The sequence below is a fragment of the Variovorax paradoxus B4 genome (assembly GCF_000463015.1).
Classification (GTDB): Bacteria; Pseudomonadota; Gammaproteobacteria; order Burkholderiales; family Burkholderiaceae_C; genus Variovorax; species Variovorax paradoxus_E.
The window spans coordinates 620049-636527 of record NC_022234.1; the positions used below are offsets into that span (position 1 = coordinate 620049).

The following is a 16479-nucleotide window of genomic DNA, read 5'->3' on the forward strand; positions in this document are numbered from 1 at the left end:
GACAATGCAACAGGCGACCGAGATGGAGCTTGATCCCCATCAAGCATGCGGTCCAAGCCTCCAGAGCGGATTCTCGAGGCGCTGCTGGATCGCGCGGCTGAGCGGCCGGGCGCGGAACACCGGGTCGAAGCCAACCTTCTCGATTTCGACCAGCACCGCCAGTGTTGATTTCCGCATGGACGCGATCGCGTTTCCGTTGGCGCTTGATCCGCTCATACCCCAGAGCACACATCTGCGCTCGAGCGAATTGGTGCGCAGAAGCGCGTCGGCGCTCGATGGAAACGCGCGTCAAACGGGCATGGAGATCCAATACAGGCCGATCTGTGACGGGGTTGCACCATTTCGCGTAGAAGCTGAGGCTTGTACCCGTCTCGCCGCTCGAAGAACTTGCGCCGGGGCGTGGGATGGCAAGGTGGCCTTCGAGTCAATCTCGTGGGGCGGCAAGAAAATGCTCACGTCGAAAGCGTGGCCCATTCCGATTCAAGCCACCTTTCTCGGCGTGAAATCACGCTGCCCCGTGGTCATTCCCCCTGATGTTGAACGCCGCACGGCTGTTGTGCTAGGCAATCACACGCCCGTGGCCGCAGTCGCGCAGAGCTGTCGCATCGCGCGACGGCCGCTCGGCAAGGAATCGCCTCTGCCTATGAAGGAGACGGCCGTGGAAGGCTGATGGTGAAGACGCAGCCCGAACCTGGCACGTCCCGGACCGTCAATGTTCCGTTGTCCGCTTCAATGCTCTGACGAGCGATCGAGAGCCCGAGTCCCAGACCCGCTCGGCTGTCGCTGTTGGGACTGAAAGGGATGAACATCTTGGCGGCGCCACCTGGCGGCAATCCTCCGCAATGGTCCTCGACATCGATGAGGACCTGTTCGCCCGAGGCGTAGGCGCTCAGGGTCACCATGGAGTTCTCCTGGGTGTACTTGAACGCGTTCTGCAGCAGGTTGGCCAGCGCCGCGTGAAGCAGGTCCCGGTTGGCCAGAATCGCCAGCGAGGGGTCCACGGTCCGCACCCCGAAGACGGCGCCTTGGCGCGCCACATCGAGCCGGGGGCCCATCTCGCCAAGGCTCATCGGATGAGCAAATCTTCGGTGGCCTTGCCCGTGGCGATCGCAGCCTTGAGCCAAGAGGGCGGGGACCGCGTCCGCTCCATGCATTGCCGTCTTGGTCGCGGGACTTGACCGTGCCGGCCGTCGGGCACTCTTCTTGGCCCTGGTGGCGGATTCGGCTCTGTCCAATATGGACAACGCTCAGCTGCCGCGTTCGAACGCCGGTATGTCGGTCGCCTGCCCGCTTTCGGCGGGTATCGGTGCGAGCCGCACCCACACGGCGTCGAGCGCCGACTGGATGCTGTCGAAAACCCGCGACCGGCTCTTGGGCGAAGGCAGATAGTGGTTGAAGTAGCGCAGGCCTTCGGTCGGCACGCCGAGCAGCGTGAGCTGTCGTACCGGCAAGCCCGTCGCATCGAGCGGATGGCCGAGGGTGTCGGTGCGCGGCACTCGCATCCGCGCGTCCGCCGGCTGCGGCAGCACGGCGCCGGCGCACAGGCCCGAGCGGCAGAGCGCGGCGAGCAGGGAACCGTCCTGGGTATCGATCGCGCGATGCCCCGCGCGCGCGCGCACCAGGTGATCGAGGCAGGCCACGAAGGGTGTTTCGAAGGCGCGCGAGCGTGCGCGCCAGACGCCTAGCGCCGCATCGCGCTCGAGTGCGGGCGCCGGGCCGAGGTCGGTGCGCAGCAGGCCGGCGCGCATCAGCGCCAGCCATTCGAGCCCGCGCGCGATCGGCGGGCCCACGACCAGCTGGGAGATCCGCGGCGCCACCACGTCGAAGAAGCGGCGACGCGATGATGGCATGAGCGCGTCGAACTCCACCGCCTGGCGGATGAAGCCGCGCAGCACGCGCAGCATCTCCACCGCGTACTTGTAAGGGCTGTGCGCTTCGCCCTTGCGCGCCTCGTCCACATCGAAACGCAGGCGCGCCGCGAAGGTCGCGCTGAATTCCGCGGCGCTGCGCGGCGATGGCGCGGGCGTCGATGCGAGCAGCACTTCGGGCGAGAACTCCGCCATCGACGGCAGGGTCGCTTCGCAGAAGGCCCGGACTTCGGCCGGCGCGAGTACACCGAGCGCGTGTCGGCAGGCCTCGGCCGCATCGACACCTTGAGACAGCGTCAGCGCGCGCATCAGGTAGGCCGCGCGCATCTCGGCGGCAAGCGCCGCAAGCAGGTCTTCGTCGAGTTGCAGGCCCGCGGGCCCGCGTGCCGCCCGTCGCACGGCCAAGTACGCATCAGTGCAGAAGATCGGCGCGAAGCTGCCCGACAGATCGAGCGATTGGGCGGGCCGGCATGCGAACGGCGTGCCGCTGCGCGAGTGCACGAACATGACGGGCTCGCGGCCGCTCGGCAGGTAACGCAGCATGCCGTCTTCCTCGCGCACGAAGCGCCCGCCGCGGCCCGCGGTGAGCGCTGCCACCACGTCGACCGCCACCAGCCCTGTGCCCGAGATGCCCACTGCCGAACCGGCCTCGATGCGCGCCTGCAGCGGCGCCATGGGGTACGGGGCCATCGGCCTCGCCTGTGAAGGAGCCGGCCCGTTCGCCGCAGGCGCCAGCCCGTGGCCGGTGCACAGGAAGACATGGTCCACCGTGAGCGCCGAGCCGTCGCCCAGGTGCACGCGGGCCTGCCCGTCGGCCGCGAGCGAGACATCGAGTGCGCGCTGGCGCACCGCTGCGATCCGCAAGTGCGATGGCGCGTTGTCGCACAGCACTGCATGCACGTAGCGCAGATAGGCCCCGAAGAGCGCCCGGGGCAGGAAGCCGTTCGGATCGGCCTCGATGTCGCGCGCGGTGCGCAGCCAGTCGATGAACGGCACTGCCCCCGTGAGCGGCGGCTCGCCGAAGTGGCGGGCGCTGAAGCTGTCGAGTTGGCCGGTGACGGTGTTGAGCAGCAGGAAGTCTTCCTGCTGCGGCTTGTGCAGGCCCGGCCCCGGCTCGTCGGGGTCGATCAGGTGCACCGCGAGCGCGAGCCGCGGCTGCCGGCGCGCGGCGGTGACCAGCCGGTCGAGCACCGCCAACCCCCAGGGGCCGGCGCCGACGATCGCGATCTCAACCCGCACGGCGCAGCTCCCGGCCCGGTCTGCCCGGCAGCGTGACGAGCACCACCCCGGCGACGATCAGCGCGCTCGCGACCAGCAGGCTCCAGCTCACCGGTTCGGCGAGAAACACCACGCCGAACGCCACGCTGACCAGCGCCCGCAGGTAGGCATTGCTCGTGGTGGCGACCGGGCCCAGCGTGCGGATCAGCCGGAAGAAGATCACGCTGGCCAGCGCGGTCGACAGCAGCGCGAGCGCCAGCACCGCGAGCGTGGCCTCCAGGCCTGGTGCGAGCGTCCATGGCCGGTCGAGCGCGAGGCTCACCGGCAGCAAGGTGAGCCCGCCGCACAGCAGCGACCCGGCCGCGGTGATGACGGCGGGCTGGTCGCCGAAGCGGTGGCCGAACACCGCGCCGCACGCATACGACGCGCTCGCGCCCAGCACTGCCATGACCGCCAGGAAGTCGCTCTGGCCCAGGGCCACGACGGAGCCGGTGCCGACGATCCTGGCGACGCCTGCAAGCCCGAGAAGCACGCCCACGAACTTCGTGAGCATGAAGGGCGCCGAGCCGACGACGAACACCGACAGCATGAAGGCGAACAGCGGCACGGTCGCATTGAGCACGCCCGCGAGCCCGCTCGCGATGTGCAGCTCGCCCCAGCTGATCAGCGTGAACGGCAACGCGCCCTGCAGCAGCCCCTGCACCCAGAGCGCGCCCCAGTGGCCGGCGCGCGCCGGAAACGCGAAGCCGCGGGCCACGGCCAGTGCGGCCAGCAGCGCGCCGCCGAGCAGGATGCGGATCGCGGCCAGCGTGGCCGGCGGGTAGTCGGCCACCGCGACCTTGATCAGCGAGAACGAGCCGCCCCAGAGGACCGCGAGCAGCACCAGAAGCGCGTATTCGCCCGCCGGCGCCGGATTCGTCGGTTTCTCATGCATCGCTCAGCGCCTCCAGGTGGGTGCAATAGTCGGTGAAGCATTCCTCGATCCCGGCTTGCGTGAGCAGCCCGGCGCGGTACTGGATCTCGATGTGCGTGGCGTCGTGCCATGCGCGGATCAGCATCAGCAGGTCGTACTTCAGCCGGTAGCCGCGGTCCGCATGCCGCGCGGCCGCGAGGGCCGGCGCATCGCCCGTGCCCTGCGGCATGAAGTTGAGCGAGAAGCCGGTCAGCGGGTTGCGATCCGCATCGAACGGCAGCCCGAGCGCGTCGAGCACTTCGTCGAACTGGCAAGCCTGGTGGTGCGCGGCGAGCGCGATGCCGTCGCGCACGCTCTCCACCAGCTGACGCGCCGGTAGCGCGCCCAGCCGCGCGACGCGCAGCGGCACCAGGTTGATGAAGTCGCCGATGGCCTGCGCGATCCGGGGATGCGCGCGGCCGGCCAGCGGCGTGACGATCACCAGGTCGTCGCATTCGGTCAGCGCCGCGAGCCAGCGGAAGTACGCGGCCACAAACAGCACATAGGGCGTGCACTTCAGCCGGCGAGCCGCTGCGCCGACGGCCTCGCGCAGTGGACTGCGCAAGGGAGCGTCCATCGCGTGGCAGCGTTGCGGATCTGCGCAGCGCAGCTGGTTCGGCAGGTAGCGATGGTGATAGGGCGGGCCGAGCAGCGTGCGGAAATGCGCGCGTGCATCCTGCGCCCCGACGCCCTGTGCGTTGGCCCAGGCCGCGATATCGCGCATCGACGGCGGAGCGTCCGCTGTCCAGGGCCGGCCCGAGAGCCGGGCGGCCAGCTCGCGCGCGAGCAGGCCCTGGCTGGTGCCATCGCTGACCAGATGGTGCACGGTCCACAGCAGCCGGCGTTTCGCTTCGGGCAGGGCGAGCAGCGTGGCGCGAAACAGCGGCGCATCGGCGAACAGAGCGATCTCCGTCTCGCCCTCGGCCACGCGCAGTACGTCGATGCGGCGCGCAAGTGCCGCCGCGTCGAGCATGCCCAGGTCGCAGTGCGCCACTTCCACGTCCGCCGTCGGCACGATCGACTGGCGCACGACGCCGTCTTCATCGAGGCCGAAGCGCAGGCACAGGCTGTCGTGGCGCAGCGCGATCTCGGTCAGCGCGCGCCCCACAGCATAAGCATCGACCCCGTCGGGCAGCTCGAACAGCGCCACCATGTTGCACCAGTTGCGGTTGCCGCCCGCGCAGAAAGTGCGGAAGTAGCGCCGCTGCTGCGGGCTCAGCGCGAACCAGCGGCTGCGCGGCGCGGGAGGGATCGGCGCGGGCGCGGCAGGCCTGGCCACTCGCAGGTGCTGCGCCAGTTCACGCGCCGTGGGCGCGTGCATCAGCAGCAGCGGCTGCGCATGCACGCCGAGCCGTGCTTCGAGATCGGCGCACAGCTGTATTGCCGCGAGCGAGTCGCCGCCGAGCGCGAAGAAATCGTCGTCGACACCGACATGCGCCTGCCGCAGCACCCGCGCGATCGCATCGGCCAGGTCGTGCGCGAGCTCGTCGGCGTCCTCCGGGGCGGTGGTCGTGCCGCGCGGTGGCGGCGCGGGCAGGCGGGCGCGGTCGAGCTTGCCGTTGGCCGTGAGCGGCAAGGCGTCGAGCGCCATCAGATGGCTCGGGATCGCCGCCGCCGGCAACCGCTCGGCGAGAAAGGGGCGCAGGCTTCGGCGCACGGCCTGCGCGTCCTCGCGCGTGCAGAAGTAGCCCACGAGCTGCGCCCCGCCTTCCTCGTTCGTCATGCACACGACGGCCGCGTCGCTCACGGCCTCGTGTGCCTGCAGCACCGCCGCGACGCCCGCGGGCTCGACGCGCGTGCCGAGGATCTTGACCTGGTGGTCCTTGCGGCCGCGCAGGTGCAGCGCGCCGTCGCTGTCGAGGAAACCGAGGTCGCCGCTCAGGTAGGCCGGCTGGGCGTCGAGCACGATGAAGCGCGTGGCCGAAGGCTCCGCCGGGTCCAGGTAGCCGAGCGAGCCATGTGCCGTGCGGATCGCGACCTCGCCGAGGCCGCCCGTGCCGAGCGGCTGCAGCGACTCGTCGACGATGCTCACGCCGACCCCGGGCAGCGGCAGGCCGCAGCACTGGATGCCTTCGGGTGCGGGGTCGGGCACGCGCGCACAGAACTTCGCAAGCGTGGTTTCGGTCGGCCCGTACAGGTTGTAGATCGCGCTCTGCGGAAATGCCGCGCGCCAGCGAGCGACCAGCGCGCTGCCCAGCGGCTCGCCCGCGAACAGTGTGTGGCGCAGCGCCGCGTTGCGTTCGTTCGCGGGCAGGCTCGCCAGGCAGGCCTGGGCCAGCGAGGGCACTGCGTGCAGCACGCTGACCGACATGGCGGACAGCCAGGCCGGCATCTCGGCGGGCGTTATCGAGGCGTCCGTGGGCGGCAGGCAGCCGGTCACGCCCGCGACGATCGGCAGCAGCAGGTCGCGCAGCACCACATCGAACGACAGGCGGGTGAGCACGCCCACGCGGTCGCCGGGCTGCAGGCCCAGCATGCCGGCCTCCCAGGCCAGGAAGTGGGCGAGCCCGCCGCGCCGCCCGAGGATGCCTTTGGGGCGGCCAGTCGTGCCGGAAGTGAAGAAGATGTAGCAGCCGGCGTCGGGTGCGATCTCGGGCAGGCCCAGGTCATCGAGCGTCCATCCGGGCTGCGTCGACAGCCCGATCGTGATGCAGGTGATGCCGGGGGCCTCCAGCGGCGCCTGCGCCGCGAAATCGATCGCCAGCGCGGGTGCCGACGCGTCCAGCATCGCCTGCTTGCGCGCGCGTGGCAGCGCCGCATCGATGGGCACGGCGATCACGCCCTCGAGCAGGCAGCCCACAAGCATCGCCACCAGGCCGCGCGAAGCCACGCCGTGCAGCGCCGCGCGATCGCCGGCCTTGATGCCGTGCTGGCGCAGCAGCATCGCCTGCGCGACCACCAGCGCCGCGAAATCGTCGCGGCGCATCGGGCCCTCGGCATCGATCCACAGCGTCGCCGCGCCGGCACGCAGGCCGTCGCGCAGCAGCGCGGTGAGCGACGATGGCCGCGCGTTCATGAGGCCACCTCGAACACGTCGGCAAAGCGCCGCGGATGGTAGAGCGTGTGCATGGCATGCGCTCGCGCCTCGAGCGCGCAGGCCACGGCCTCGGCGACGGCCGGCGATTGCGCGAAGCCGCCGGTGTTGTGGCCGCCGCTGAGCACAAGCCTGCCGCCCGTGTCGGTCTCCTGCACCTCGAGCACGCCGAGGCCCGAGGGTGTCCAGGGACGCACGCAGAAGCCGGGGCGCTCGCCGAGCATGCCGGCCTGCCGGGCGCGCCCGAACTTGTCGCCGAACAGTTCCTCCGCCGTCTCCATCACGCAGCGCGAGAGCTCGGGCAGGTCGGCCAGCCGCACGTCGTCGGCCGAGGCGCCGACGAAGCCGTGCCCGGAGCTGCAGTGCAGCACCGGCCGTCCGGCTGCGTCACGCCCGGGCACGACGTTGGCACCCTGCGCCGCCTCCTGGCTGCCGAAGGCACGCCGGCGAACCTTGAGGGGCGAGCGCAGCGGTGCGCCGTCATTGGGCAGCGTGACCCACATGCCCACCATCGCACCGATGGCGGGCAGTCCCGTCGTCCTGGCAGCGAGGGTCCTTGCCTGTGCACCGGGCGAGAGCACGTAGTGGTCGGAGCGCCGCAGTGTGCCGTTGACGACGATGCCCGTCACCGCGCCCGAATCCGTCTGTCGGACCTCGCCGGCCTCCTGTTGCCAATGGAAGCGCACGCCGAGGCTTTCGAGCAGCGCGATCAGGTTGCGGCAGAACGAGACGATGTTGAGCGAAAAGCCGTGCACCTCGAGCGCGCCCGCAATGGCGCCGCCATCGATCGCGTCGGCGAGCGCAGGCTCGCGCTCGCGCAGTCGCGGCCGGGGAACCGTATCGATCAGCGCGCCGATCTCGGCTTCGGCCGTCTGCGCGGCGCACAGGGAGGCGTCGCTCGGGTAGATGCGCAGCAGCCGGCCGACATGGTGCGTCTCGCGCAGCAGTTCGGGATGGAGGCTGAAAACCTCGTGCCATAGCCGGTGGCTCTGCCGGTTGAAGCCGACGATGTCGTTGTCATACTGCAGCGCGGCCCAGGGCGGCACCTGTTCGAGCTGCGCGATCCAGCGGCGGTCGGCATCCGACAGCGTCTCGTAGCGGCGCGACAGCCAGCCGTCCTGCGCGATGCCCAGGCGAAAGCGGGGCGTGTCGTGCGGCGTGTAGAGCGGGGAGCAGGCCAGGTGATGGCGCGACTCGTTGTACGAGAAGATGCGCGCATCCCTGCCGCCGAAGGTCGCGCCCGCATTCGCGGGGTGGGGCTCGCCCTGTCCGCGCGGATCGGCCATGCGGTCGAACACCGAGACGCGATGGCCGCGCCGGCACAGCGTCAGTGCCGTGACCAGGTTGACCACGCCCGCGCCCACCAGCATCACTTCGCCCGTTGCATGCGCGCAAGCCTCCGGGCGCGGCGCATGCTGCTGCTTCGGTCGGCACATCGATTCGGCCAGCAGGAAGGCCTCGTACTCGGCGCGTTCCCAGGTCGACCCGGCAACGAAGGCGCAACGTGCGCCGAGCGCAGGGAGATCGACGGCGGTCCGCGAGGCCGCGAGGCCGCAGAAGACGAACCGGCACGCGGTGAACCCGGCCGCGATGGCCGCCACCGCTTCGAGCTGTGACTCGCGCGCGATCACCACGTCGGGTGCGAGCGCGGAGAGTTCCGCGGCGACGCGGTGCGGCGCCTTCGCCGCGAGGTCGGGCCGAAGCACGATGTTGTGCGCGACGAAGACATCGACCGATGCCTTTGCGAGCCAGCACATGACGACGATCTTCATGCGCCGCCGATCCTCTCGACCAGGTGGCACGCGACCCAGCGGTCGCCGGACACGCGCGCGAGCGCGGGCACCTCCTCGGCGCAGCGGCGCATCGCGCGCGGGCAGCGCGGATGGAAATGGCAGCCGCGCGGTGGATTCAGCGGCGAGGGGATCTCGCCCTGGATCGTCACGAAGGCCTTCTTGCGCACCTCGAGCTTCGGCGCCTCGGCCAGCAGGCCCTCGGTATAGGGGTGCAGCGGCTGCCCGAACAGCGCGTCGGCGCCGGCCGACTCGACCACCCGGCCGAGGTACATCACGACCACGCGGTCGCTGATGTGGCGCACCACGCCCAGGTCGTGGCTGATGAACAGGTAGGTGAGCGCGAGTTCCTCGCGCAGCGCCATGAACAGGTTGATCACCTGCGCCTGGATGGACACGTCGAGCGCGGCCACCGCCTCGTCGCAGATCAACAGCCGCGGCCGCACGGCCAGCGCGCGCGCGATGCCGATGCGTGCGCGCTGGCCGCCCGAGAACTGGTGCGGGAAGCGGCGCATGAAGCCGGCGTCGAGCCCGACCTTCTGCATCAGCGCGGCCACATGCGCTTCCTGGTCCTTCGCATCGACCAGCCCGTGCGCCACCGGCGCCTCGCCGATGATCTGGCGCACCCGCATGCGCGGGTTGAGGCTCGCATACGGGTCCTGGAAGATCATCTGCACGCCGAGCATGTCGCGCCGGTGCTCGCTCGCCGAGAGCCGCCGCCGGCGCAACTCGGCGTTCTCGCCCTGCCACCATCGCTCGCCTTCGCTCAGTGCCTGCAGGCCCGCGGCCATGCGCCCGAGCGTCGACTTGCCGCAGCCCGATTCGCCCACCAGCCCCACCACCTCTCCCGGGCGGACCGCGAGCGATACGTCGTCGACGGCGTGGACGGTGCGCGATGGCACCGAAGCGCCGAACAGGTGCGCGATCCTCGCCGCGGCATCGGGCTTGCGGACGAAACGCTTGGTGCTGGCGCGCAGTTCGAGCAAGGGGGTGACGGTGTCCATGGTGTCAGTTCGCGATCGTGCAGGAGGAGGGCAGGGGAGTCGGGTGGAAGCAGCGCAGCCGGCGGCCGTCGAGCGCCACCAGCGGCGGCTCGTTGCGGCAGACGGCATTCGCGCTGGCGCAGCGCGCCTGGAATGCGCAACCCTGCGGCAGTGCGAGCAGCGAGGGCGTCATGCCGGGAATCTGCTGCAGCGGGCGGCCGCGCGGGTTGCGCGAAGGCGCGCTCGCGATCAGCCCGCGCGTGTACGGGTGGCGCGGCCGATCGAGCACCTCCGCCACCGGGCCCTGCTCGACGATGCGCCCGGCATACATCACGGAGACCGTGTCGGCCAGCCCCGCCACCACCGACAGGTCGTGCGAGATCCAGATCAGCGCCGTGCCCGATGCGCGGCACAGGCCCTGCATCTGCGCGAGGATCTGGCCCTGTACCGTGACGTCGAGCGCGGTGGTCGGCTCGTCCGCGATGATCAGGTCGGGCTCGTTGAGCAGCGCGATCGCGATCGCCACGCGCTGGCGCATGCCGCCCGAGAACTGGTGCGGATAGGCCAGCAGACGCTCGTGCGGCGACGGAATGCCGACCTTCGCCAGCGCGGCAGCAGCGCGTTCGCGCGCCACGCGCTCGCTGACCCGGTGGTGCGCGCGCACCGCCTCGATCATCTGCGTGTCGATGCGCAGCACCGGGTTCAGCGTCATCATCGGATCCTGGAAGATCATCGCGATGCGGTTGCCGCGCACGCCCTGCAGCGCGCGCGGCGACAGGCGCCGCAGGTCGAGCACCTCCCCGGTGCGCGGCGCGAGGCGCAGGCGGCCCGCGACCACCTGGCCCGGCGGGTCGATCAGCCCGATGAGCGAGTAGCCCGTCATCGACTTGCCCGAGCCCGACTCGCCGACCAGGCCCATGATCTGGCCGCGCTCGATCGAGAACGACACGTCGTCCACGGCCTTCACGATGCCCGCGCGGGTGGCGAACTGCGTCTTCAGGCCCTCGACGAGCAGCACGGGTTGAGATGCGGTCGTCATTGCTTCTGCAGCCTCGGGTTCGACACGTCCCGCAGCTGGTCGGCCACGAGGTTGATGGCGAGGATCGTGAGAAGCAGCAGGACGCCGGGGTAGAGCGACATCCAGTACTTTCCCGCCAGCAGGTATTGCTGGCCGTTGGCGATCAGCAGGCCGAGCGAGGGCTCGGTGATCGGCACGCCCAGCCCCAGGAAGGACAGCGTGGCCTCCAGCGAGATCGCGTTGGCCACCTGCAGCGCGGCCACCACGATCACCGGCGGCAGGCAGTTGGGCAGCAGGTGCCGCAGGACGATGCGCGCGTCGCTCAGGGCCAGGCCCTGCGCCGCCTCGATGTATTCCTTGCGGCGCTCGACGAGTGCCGCGGCGCGCACCGTGCGCGCGTAGTAGGCCCATTGCACCGCCACCAGCGCGATGGCGACATTGCCGACGCCCGGCTTGAGCAGCGTGACCAGCACCAGCGCCACCAGGATCGCGGGGAACGACAGCTGGATGTCGACGATGCGCATGAGCAGCGCATCGAGCCGCCCGCCCGCATAGGCCGCGAGCAGGCCCAGCGTGGCGCCCAGCGACAGTGCCGCGAGCGTCGCCACCACGCCGATGCCCAGCGAGATGCGCAGCCCGTAGAGCATGCCCGAGAGCATGTCGCGGCCCTGGTCGTCGGTGCCCAGCAGGTAGAGCCTGCCGTGGCCGGCGGCATCGTCGCCGCTGTGCGAGCCCGGCGGCAGCCGCGAGTCGAGGATGTCGAGCTGCGCGAGGTCGTACGGATTCTGCGGCGCGAGCAGGGGTGCGAACAGCGCGGCGAGCATCAACGCCAGCAGCACGGCCGCGCCGAGCACGGCGAGCCTGGAGCGGGCGTACTGCCGCAGCAGGCGGCGCAAGGGGGATTCGTCTTCTTCGAACATGGTCGTCATGCGCTTTGTTCATCGAGCCGCACGCGCGGGTCGAGGCTCGAGTACGCGATGTCCACGAGCAGGTTGAGCAAGGTGAACATCGACACCACCACCAGCAGGTAGGCGACGATGACCGGGCGGTCCAACGAGCCGATCGACTCGATGATCAGTTTGCCCGCGCCGGGCCACACGAAGATGGTCTCGGTCACGGCAGCGAACGCGACCAGCGCGCCGAACTCCAGCGCCACCACCGTCACGATCGGCACGAGGATGTTCTTGAGCACATGCACGCCCACCACGCGCGCCGGCGAGAGGCCCTTGGCGCGCGCGAACTTGACGTAGTCTTGCGTCAGGGCCTCGTGCGTGCTGGCCCGCGTGAGCCGCGTCACCAGCGCGAGCTTGAAGAGCGCGAGGTTCACCGCGGGCAGCAGCAGGTGCCTCCAGCCCTCGAGGCTGAAGACCGACAGCGAGAGTCCCAGCACCTCGCGCGTCGGACCGCGCCCGCCGGCGGGCAGCCATGCCAGCTGCACCGCGAACACGACGATGAGCATCAGGCCGACCCAGAAGGTCGGCAGCGAGAAGCCCAGGATCGAGCCGGTCATGATGCCCTTGCCGACCCACGAATGCGGCCGCAGGCCGGCCCACAGGCCCAGCGGCACGCCCAGTGCGATGGCGATCAGCATCGCGACGCAGGCCAGTTCGAGCGTGGCGGGCAGCCGCTCGAACACCAGCGTGATCGCGGGCACGCCGTGGACGAAGGAGTTGCCCAGGTCGCCGTGCAGCGCATGCAACAGGAAGTTCCAGTACTGCAGCGGCAGCGCCTGGTCCAGGCCCATGGCCTGCACCAGACGTGCGCGCTCGGCCTGATCGGCGTCCATGCTGATCAGGATGTCGGCGGGATTGCCGATCAGGTAGACGCTGGCGAAGACCAGCATCGACATCGCCAGCAGCACGCCGACGCTCTGCGCCAGGCGGCGAATCATATAAACCAGCATGAAGGTTCCGTCGTGAGGGTTGCGTGCCGGGCCCGGCCCTAGAGTGCGTGCGCGGGCACGCGCTGCATCAGGTAGCCGAGGCAGTCCTGGCGGATGGCGCGCAGGTCGCGGGTGAACATCGCGGCGACCGCATGCGTCGATAGGCAGACTTCGGATCCGTTGCGCACCAGCATGCCTGCGATCGCTTCACCGTCGAGCCGGTAGGCGCGAAGTGGCTCTGCTTCGGGATGCGACAGCGTGGTGGCGATCACGTGGCCGGGCTCGAGCGTGCGGAAGTTGAAGGACTCGAGCTCCGGCGGCAGTTGCAGGTCTGCGGCCCCGCCGTCGCAGCTCAGCGTGAGGCCTTCGGCGACCTTGAGCATCGCGAAGGCCTGGAAGATGTCGAGCGCCTTCACGTCGTCGTGCGCCGTGCCGTCGCCGAAGTCGTCGGCGAGGCAGCGCTCGATCAGCGTCGCGGCCTGGGCCACGCCTTCGGCGTTGCCGATCTCCCCGCATTCGCAGCACACCGTCGGGCAGATCGGCGTGAACGCGGCGCCCAGCGACTGCGGCGCCTGGATGAGCACGGCCAGCGGCGAGAACATGCGCGCGAGCCGCAGGTGCTCGGCGCCGGTCGCGCTCAGGCAGGAATACAGCGGATTGCGCCCCGAGTTGTTGTGCAGGTCGATGGCCAGGAAGACTTCGCGCGCGCGCATCGCTTCCATCACGCGCGCCGCCATGCGCTGGTGCGGCGTGGCCGGCGCGGCGCTCGGCCAGATGCGGTTGTAGTCCGGCTGGTCTTCCAGGCGGCGCACACCGGCGCGTGCGGCCTCCACGTTGCCGACGAAGATCGAGAGGGCGCGCGGCAGCGGCCGGTCGCCGTATTTCGCGAGCACCGATTGCAGCGCGAGCAGGCCCACGTCCTCGTTGCCGTGCAGCAGCACCGAGACGAACACCGGCCGCGGCTGCGCGCCGGGCAGGTGGATCAGCGTCGGGGCCGGCAGCACCTCGTGCAGCGTGCGGGCCGAAGCGCCGAGGAACGCGGGCGGCAGGTGGTCGATCACCTGCGGCAGGTCGGACAGATCGGACAGGTCGCTCACTTGCGGTCCTCCGCCTCGGCACGGACCTGCTGGGCCAGCGTGAACTCGTCGACGCGCGGCACCATCGTGAGGCCCTTGCGCGTTGCCCAGGTCGAGACCTGGTGGTAAAGCGGAATGATCGCGCAGTCCTTCTTCAGCGCGAGCGCGGTGGCCTTCTGCAGCAGGGCTTCGCGCCTGGCGTCGTCGACGGTGTTGAGCGCTTCGTTCAGCAGCGCATCGAACTGCGGGTTGCTGTAGCTGCTCCAGTTGGTCGCGCCCATGCCGCGCTCCTTGTCGGGCGTGGCGAGCAGGCCGCGCAGCGCGCCCGAGGGCTCGCCACCGCCCACGCCCCAGCCGAGCAGGCCGAAGCCCAGTTCCTTCTTCGAGGCACGCCCGACGTAGGTCGCCATCGGCGAGACCTGCACCTTGGTCACGATGCCGCCGCGGGTGAGCATCTGGCCGATGGCCTGCGCGACCTGCTTGTCGTTGACGTAGCGGTCGTTCGGCCCGAACAGCGTGAGGCCGAAGCCGGCGGGATAGCCCGCCTCGGCGAGCAATTGCCGTGCGCCCTGCACGTCGACGGTGTCGGGCTTGAGTTCGGGGTTGAACCCGAACATGCCGCCCGCGGCCAGGTTGCCGGTGGGCACGCCGAGCTGGTCGAGCACGCGATCGGCCAGCACACTGCGATCGATCAGGCGGGAGATCGCCTGTCGCACGCGTGCGTCCTTCAGCGGATTGCGCTCCAGCGGCTTGCCGTCCTTGTCGGTGACGAAGGGCGAGCTCTCGCGATGGTCGGTGTAGAGGAACATCACGCGGCTCGACACCTTGGTGAAGACGCTCAGGTTCCTGTTCTGGCGGAACTGGGAGACCAGGTTGGCCTGCACGTTCTCGACCAGATCCACGTCGCCCGAAAGCAGCGCCGACATGCGCGCCGATTCGGCCGGCAGGGCGCGCAGCGTGATGCCGGACCACGTCGGCTTCGCGCCCCAGTACCCGTCGAAGCGCGTGAACTGCACGCCGGTGCCAGGCGTGAATTTCACGAGCCTGAAGGGGCCGGTGCCGGCCTGCACCTTCGCCTGGTTGAAGTCGTCGCTGTTGGCCTTCTCGGCCGATTTCCTCGAGACGATGAAGATGCGCGTGAGGTCGTTCGGCAGCAGCGGCGCCGGCGTGGCGGTCGTCAGCTGCACGGTGAGGCGATCGACCACCTTCTTGCCCGTGATGGCCCGCGTGTAGGCAGCGAACGAACTCGGACTGTTGACGATGTTCGCGGGCCGCTCGAGCGAGAACACCACGTCCTGCGCGGTCAGAGGGCTGCCGTCGTGGAACTTCACGCCGTCGCGCAGCTTGAACTCCCAGGTGGTGTCGTTGATCGCGCGCCACGCGGTCGCGAGCGCGGGCGTCAGGCGTGCATCGGCATCGAGCGCGACGAGGGTTTCGTAGGCATGGCTCACCACCGCGCTGATCGCATCGTTGTTGACGAAATGCGGATCGACCGACGAGGGATTGCTGCTCAAACCGATGCGCAGTTCCTGCGCATTCGAAAGGCATGCAAGGCATGCGAGAAGCGCGCCGCACAGCAGCGCGCGCCAGTGACTCAGGGTCGGTCTCATGGGCTCTGTCTCCGTTGGAATTCCGGTTGTCGTAACGGATGCGGATTCATAGAATCCAGCCCGCCATCGACACACATTCATGCGCTTGAATCGTTGGATCCGTGGGCGCAAATCGATGCCGGGACATTAGCAAGCGGCGGCTTTTCCGCCATGTAGATTCTTAGCTTCCATGGAACTTCTTGCATCTTCCTACTGGCGTGACAAAGAACTGGCCGGCCTGCAATTCACGGCCAACCGATTCGTTCAACGAGAGATCCGGGCGCACCGGCATGGTGGCTACACGTTGTCGGTTTCCGACACCGAGTTGCATGTGCAAACCAGCACCGGCGTCACGGTGGTGCCGCCCGGTGCTCTGCTGCGCATCGGTCCGCAGGTCTGGCATTCGATCAAGGCGCGAGGCACGCCGTGGCGGGAGGACGCGATGTATTGCAGCGTGGCGGTGGCGCGCTGCGTGAACCCGGTGCCCGAGGCGGACGACGATGGGCCCGGGCCCGAGCCTGCACCGGTCTCGGTGTTCGCGTGCGAGCCCTGGGGGCGCGAGTTTGCGCAGTGCCACCGGCTGCTGCACGAGATCGCGGGCACGGGCCGCGAGGATGCGGGCGTCGCGGCGCGTGCGCTGGTGCGCCGCCTGCTCGCGCAGTGGATTCCGCTGCAAGCCGGCAAGGCGGCCGAGTCAGGCGAGGCGGACGATCGCCTGCGCCGCTCCTACGGCCTGATCGCCACGGGCTTCCAGCAACGCCTGACGCTCGACGACCTTGCCGAGGCGGTCAACTGGCACCCGATCCATCTGCATCGCCGCTTCAAGGATGCCTGGGGCTTCACGCCGCACGAGCTGCTGGTCGGGCACCGCATCGAATACGCGCGCGACCTCATGGCCGGCGGCGCGCGCGTGACCTATGCGGCGCATGCAGCCGGCTTCAGTGACCAGAGCCACCTGCACAAGACCTTCATGAGCACCTACGCGGTGGCGCCGAGCGAGTACCGGCGGCTGTCGGCGCTCGATGCGCTGCAACCGCCGGCGGCGAGGAACGGCATCGTCGACTGACGC

Annotated in this window: 13 protein-coding genes; 2 read left to right on the forward strand and 11 right to left on the reverse strand. The window is 69.9% G+C overall.

Features of this window, described 5'->3' with window-relative positions; translation table 11 throughout:
• Window positions 1-4 precede the first annotated feature (4 nt).
• A complete protein-coding gene (locus tag VAPA_RS34960; RefSeq protein ID WP_230559105.1) occupies window positions 5-670 on the forward strand; it encodes a hypothetical protein in 666 nt (221 codons plus the stop codon).
• Here VAPA_RS34960 and VAPA_RS30060 read toward each other — a convergent pair.
• The 11 genes from VAPA_RS30060 to VAPA_RS30110 all read right to left on the reverse strand — a co-directional run bounded on the left by VAPA_RS30060 (window position 642) and on the right by VAPA_RS30110 (window position 15431).
• Window positions 642-1070 carry a sensor histidine kinase gene (locus tag VAPA_RS30060; RefSeq protein WP_230559106.1) on the reverse strand — a complete coding sequence of 143 codons (429 nt, stop codon included), beginning with the start codon at window positions 1068-1070 and terminating at the stop codon, window positions 642-644. The genes VAPA_RS34960 and VAPA_RS30060 overlap by 29 nt on opposite strands.
• A 177-nt stretch (window positions 1071-1247) precedes the next feature.
• Window positions 1248-3107 (reverse strand): FAD/NAD(P)-binding protein, encoded by a 1860-nt coding sequence (locus VAPA_RS30065; protein ID WP_021003996.1) that lies wholly within the window; start codon window positions 3105-3107, stop codon window positions 1248-1250.
• Window positions 3097-4020: a DMT family transporter gene (locus VAPA_RS30070; protein WP_021003997.1), complete on the reverse strand. Its 924-nt coding sequence runs from the start codon at window positions 4018-4020 to the stop codon at window positions 3097-3099. Before VAPA_RS30070 ends, VAPA_RS30065 begins: the two co-directional genes overlap by 11 nt.
• A complete protein-coding gene (locus VAPA_RS30075; protein WP_021003998.1) occupies window positions 4013-7054 on the reverse strand; it encodes an AMP-binding protein in 3042 nt (1013 codons plus the stop codon). The genes VAPA_RS30070 and VAPA_RS30075 overlap by 8 nt, the downstream gene beginning before the upstream one ends.
• Entirely contained in the window at window positions 7051-8844 is a 1794-nt protein-coding gene (locus VAPA_RS30080; protein WP_021003999.1) for an NAD(P)/FAD-dependent oxidoreductase, read from the reverse strand. The genes VAPA_RS30075 and VAPA_RS30080 overlap by 4 nt, the downstream gene beginning before the upstream one ends.
• Window positions 8841-9866 carry an ABC transporter ATP-binding protein gene (locus VAPA_RS30085; protein ID WP_021004000.1) on the reverse strand — a complete coding sequence of 342 codons (1026 nt, stop codon included), beginning with the start codon at window positions 9864-9866 and terminating at the stop codon, window positions 8841-8843. Before VAPA_RS30085 ends, VAPA_RS30080 begins: the two co-directional genes overlap by 4 nt.
• 4 nt (window positions 9867-9870) lie before the next feature.
• On the reverse strand, window positions 9871-10884 hold the full coding sequence (locus VAPA_RS30090) for an ABC transporter ATP-binding protein (protein ID WP_021004001.1): 1014 nt from the start codon (window positions 10882-10884) through the stop codon (window positions 9871-9873).
• Entirely contained in the window at window positions 10881-11792 is a 912-nt protein-coding gene (locus VAPA_RS30095) for an ABC transporter permease (protein WP_021004002.1), read from the reverse strand. The genes VAPA_RS30090 and VAPA_RS30095 overlap by 4 nt, the downstream gene beginning before the upstream one ends.
• Complete coding sequence (locus VAPA_RS30100; RefSeq protein WP_021004003.1) at window positions 11789-12766, reverse strand: ABC transporter permease; 978 nt, start codon at window positions 12764-12766, stop codon at window positions 11789-11791. Before VAPA_RS30100 ends, VAPA_RS30095 begins: the two co-directional genes overlap by 4 nt.
• A gap of 38 nt (window positions 12767-12804) precedes the next feature.
• Window positions 12805-13842: a M14 family metallopeptidase gene (locus VAPA_RS30105; protein WP_021004004.1), complete on the reverse strand. Its 1038-nt coding sequence runs from the start codon at window positions 13840-13842 to the stop codon at window positions 12805-12807.
• On the reverse strand, window positions 13839-15431 hold the full coding sequence (locus VAPA_RS30110; RefSeq protein WP_021004005.1) for an ABC transporter substrate-binding protein: 1593 nt from the start codon (window positions 15429-15431) through the stop codon (window positions 13839-13841). The genes VAPA_RS30105 and VAPA_RS30110 overlap by 4 nt, the downstream gene beginning before the upstream one ends.
• Window positions 15432-15741: 310 nt before the next feature.
• Here VAPA_RS30110 and VAPA_RS30115 point away from each other — a divergent pair, with 310 nt between their 5' ends.
• Window positions 15742-16476, forward strand: coding sequence for a helix-turn-helix transcriptional regulator (locus VAPA_RS30115; protein ID WP_196232603.1), 735 nt, complete (start codon window positions 15742-15744; stop codon window positions 16474-16476).
• The last annotated feature ends 3 nt before the right edge of the window (window positions 16477-16479 follow it).

Bases quoted from the DNA above. Each gene is read 5' to 3' on its own strand.
- VAPA_RS30100 (WP_021004003.1), bottom strand. From the start codon at position 12,766: ATGCTGGTTTATATGATTCGCCGCCTGGCGCAGAGCGTCGGCGTGCTG.
- VAPA_RS34960 (WP_230559105.1), top strand. From the start codon at position 5: ATGCAACAGGCGACCGAGATGGAGCTTGATCCCCATCAAGCATGCGGT.
- VAPA_RS30095 (WP_021004002.1), bottom strand. From the start codon at position 11,792: ATGACGACCATGTTCGAAGAAGACGAATCCCCCTTGCGCCGCCTGCTG.
- VAPA_RS30075 (WP_021003998.1), bottom strand. From the start codon at position 7,054: ATGAACGCGCGGCCATCGTCGCTCACCGCGCTGCTGCGCGACGGCCTG.
- VAPA_RS30060 (WP_230559106.1), bottom strand. From the start codon at position 1,070: ATGAGCCTTGGCGAGATGGGCCCCCGGCTCGATGTGGCGCGCCAAGGC.
- VAPA_RS30090 (WP_021004001.1), bottom strand. From the start codon at position 10,884: ATGACGACCGCATCTCAACCCGTGCTGCTCGTCGAGGGCCTGAAGACG.
- VAPA_RS30070 (WP_021003997.1), bottom strand. From the start codon at position 4,020: ATGCATGAGAAACCGACGAATCCGGCGCCGGCGGGCGAATACGCGCTT.
- VAPA_RS30110 (WP_021004005.1), bottom strand. From the start codon at position 15,431: ATGAGACCGACCCTGAGTCACTGGCGCGCGCTGCTGTGCGGCGCGCTT.
- VAPA_RS30085 (WP_021004000.1), bottom strand. From the start codon at position 9,866: ATGGACACCGTCACCCCCTTGCTCGAACTGCGCGCCAGCACCAAGCGT.
- VAPA_RS30080 (WP_021003999.1), bottom strand. From the start codon at position 8,844: ATGAAGATCGTCGTCATGTGCTGGCTCGCAAAGGCATCGGTCGATGTC.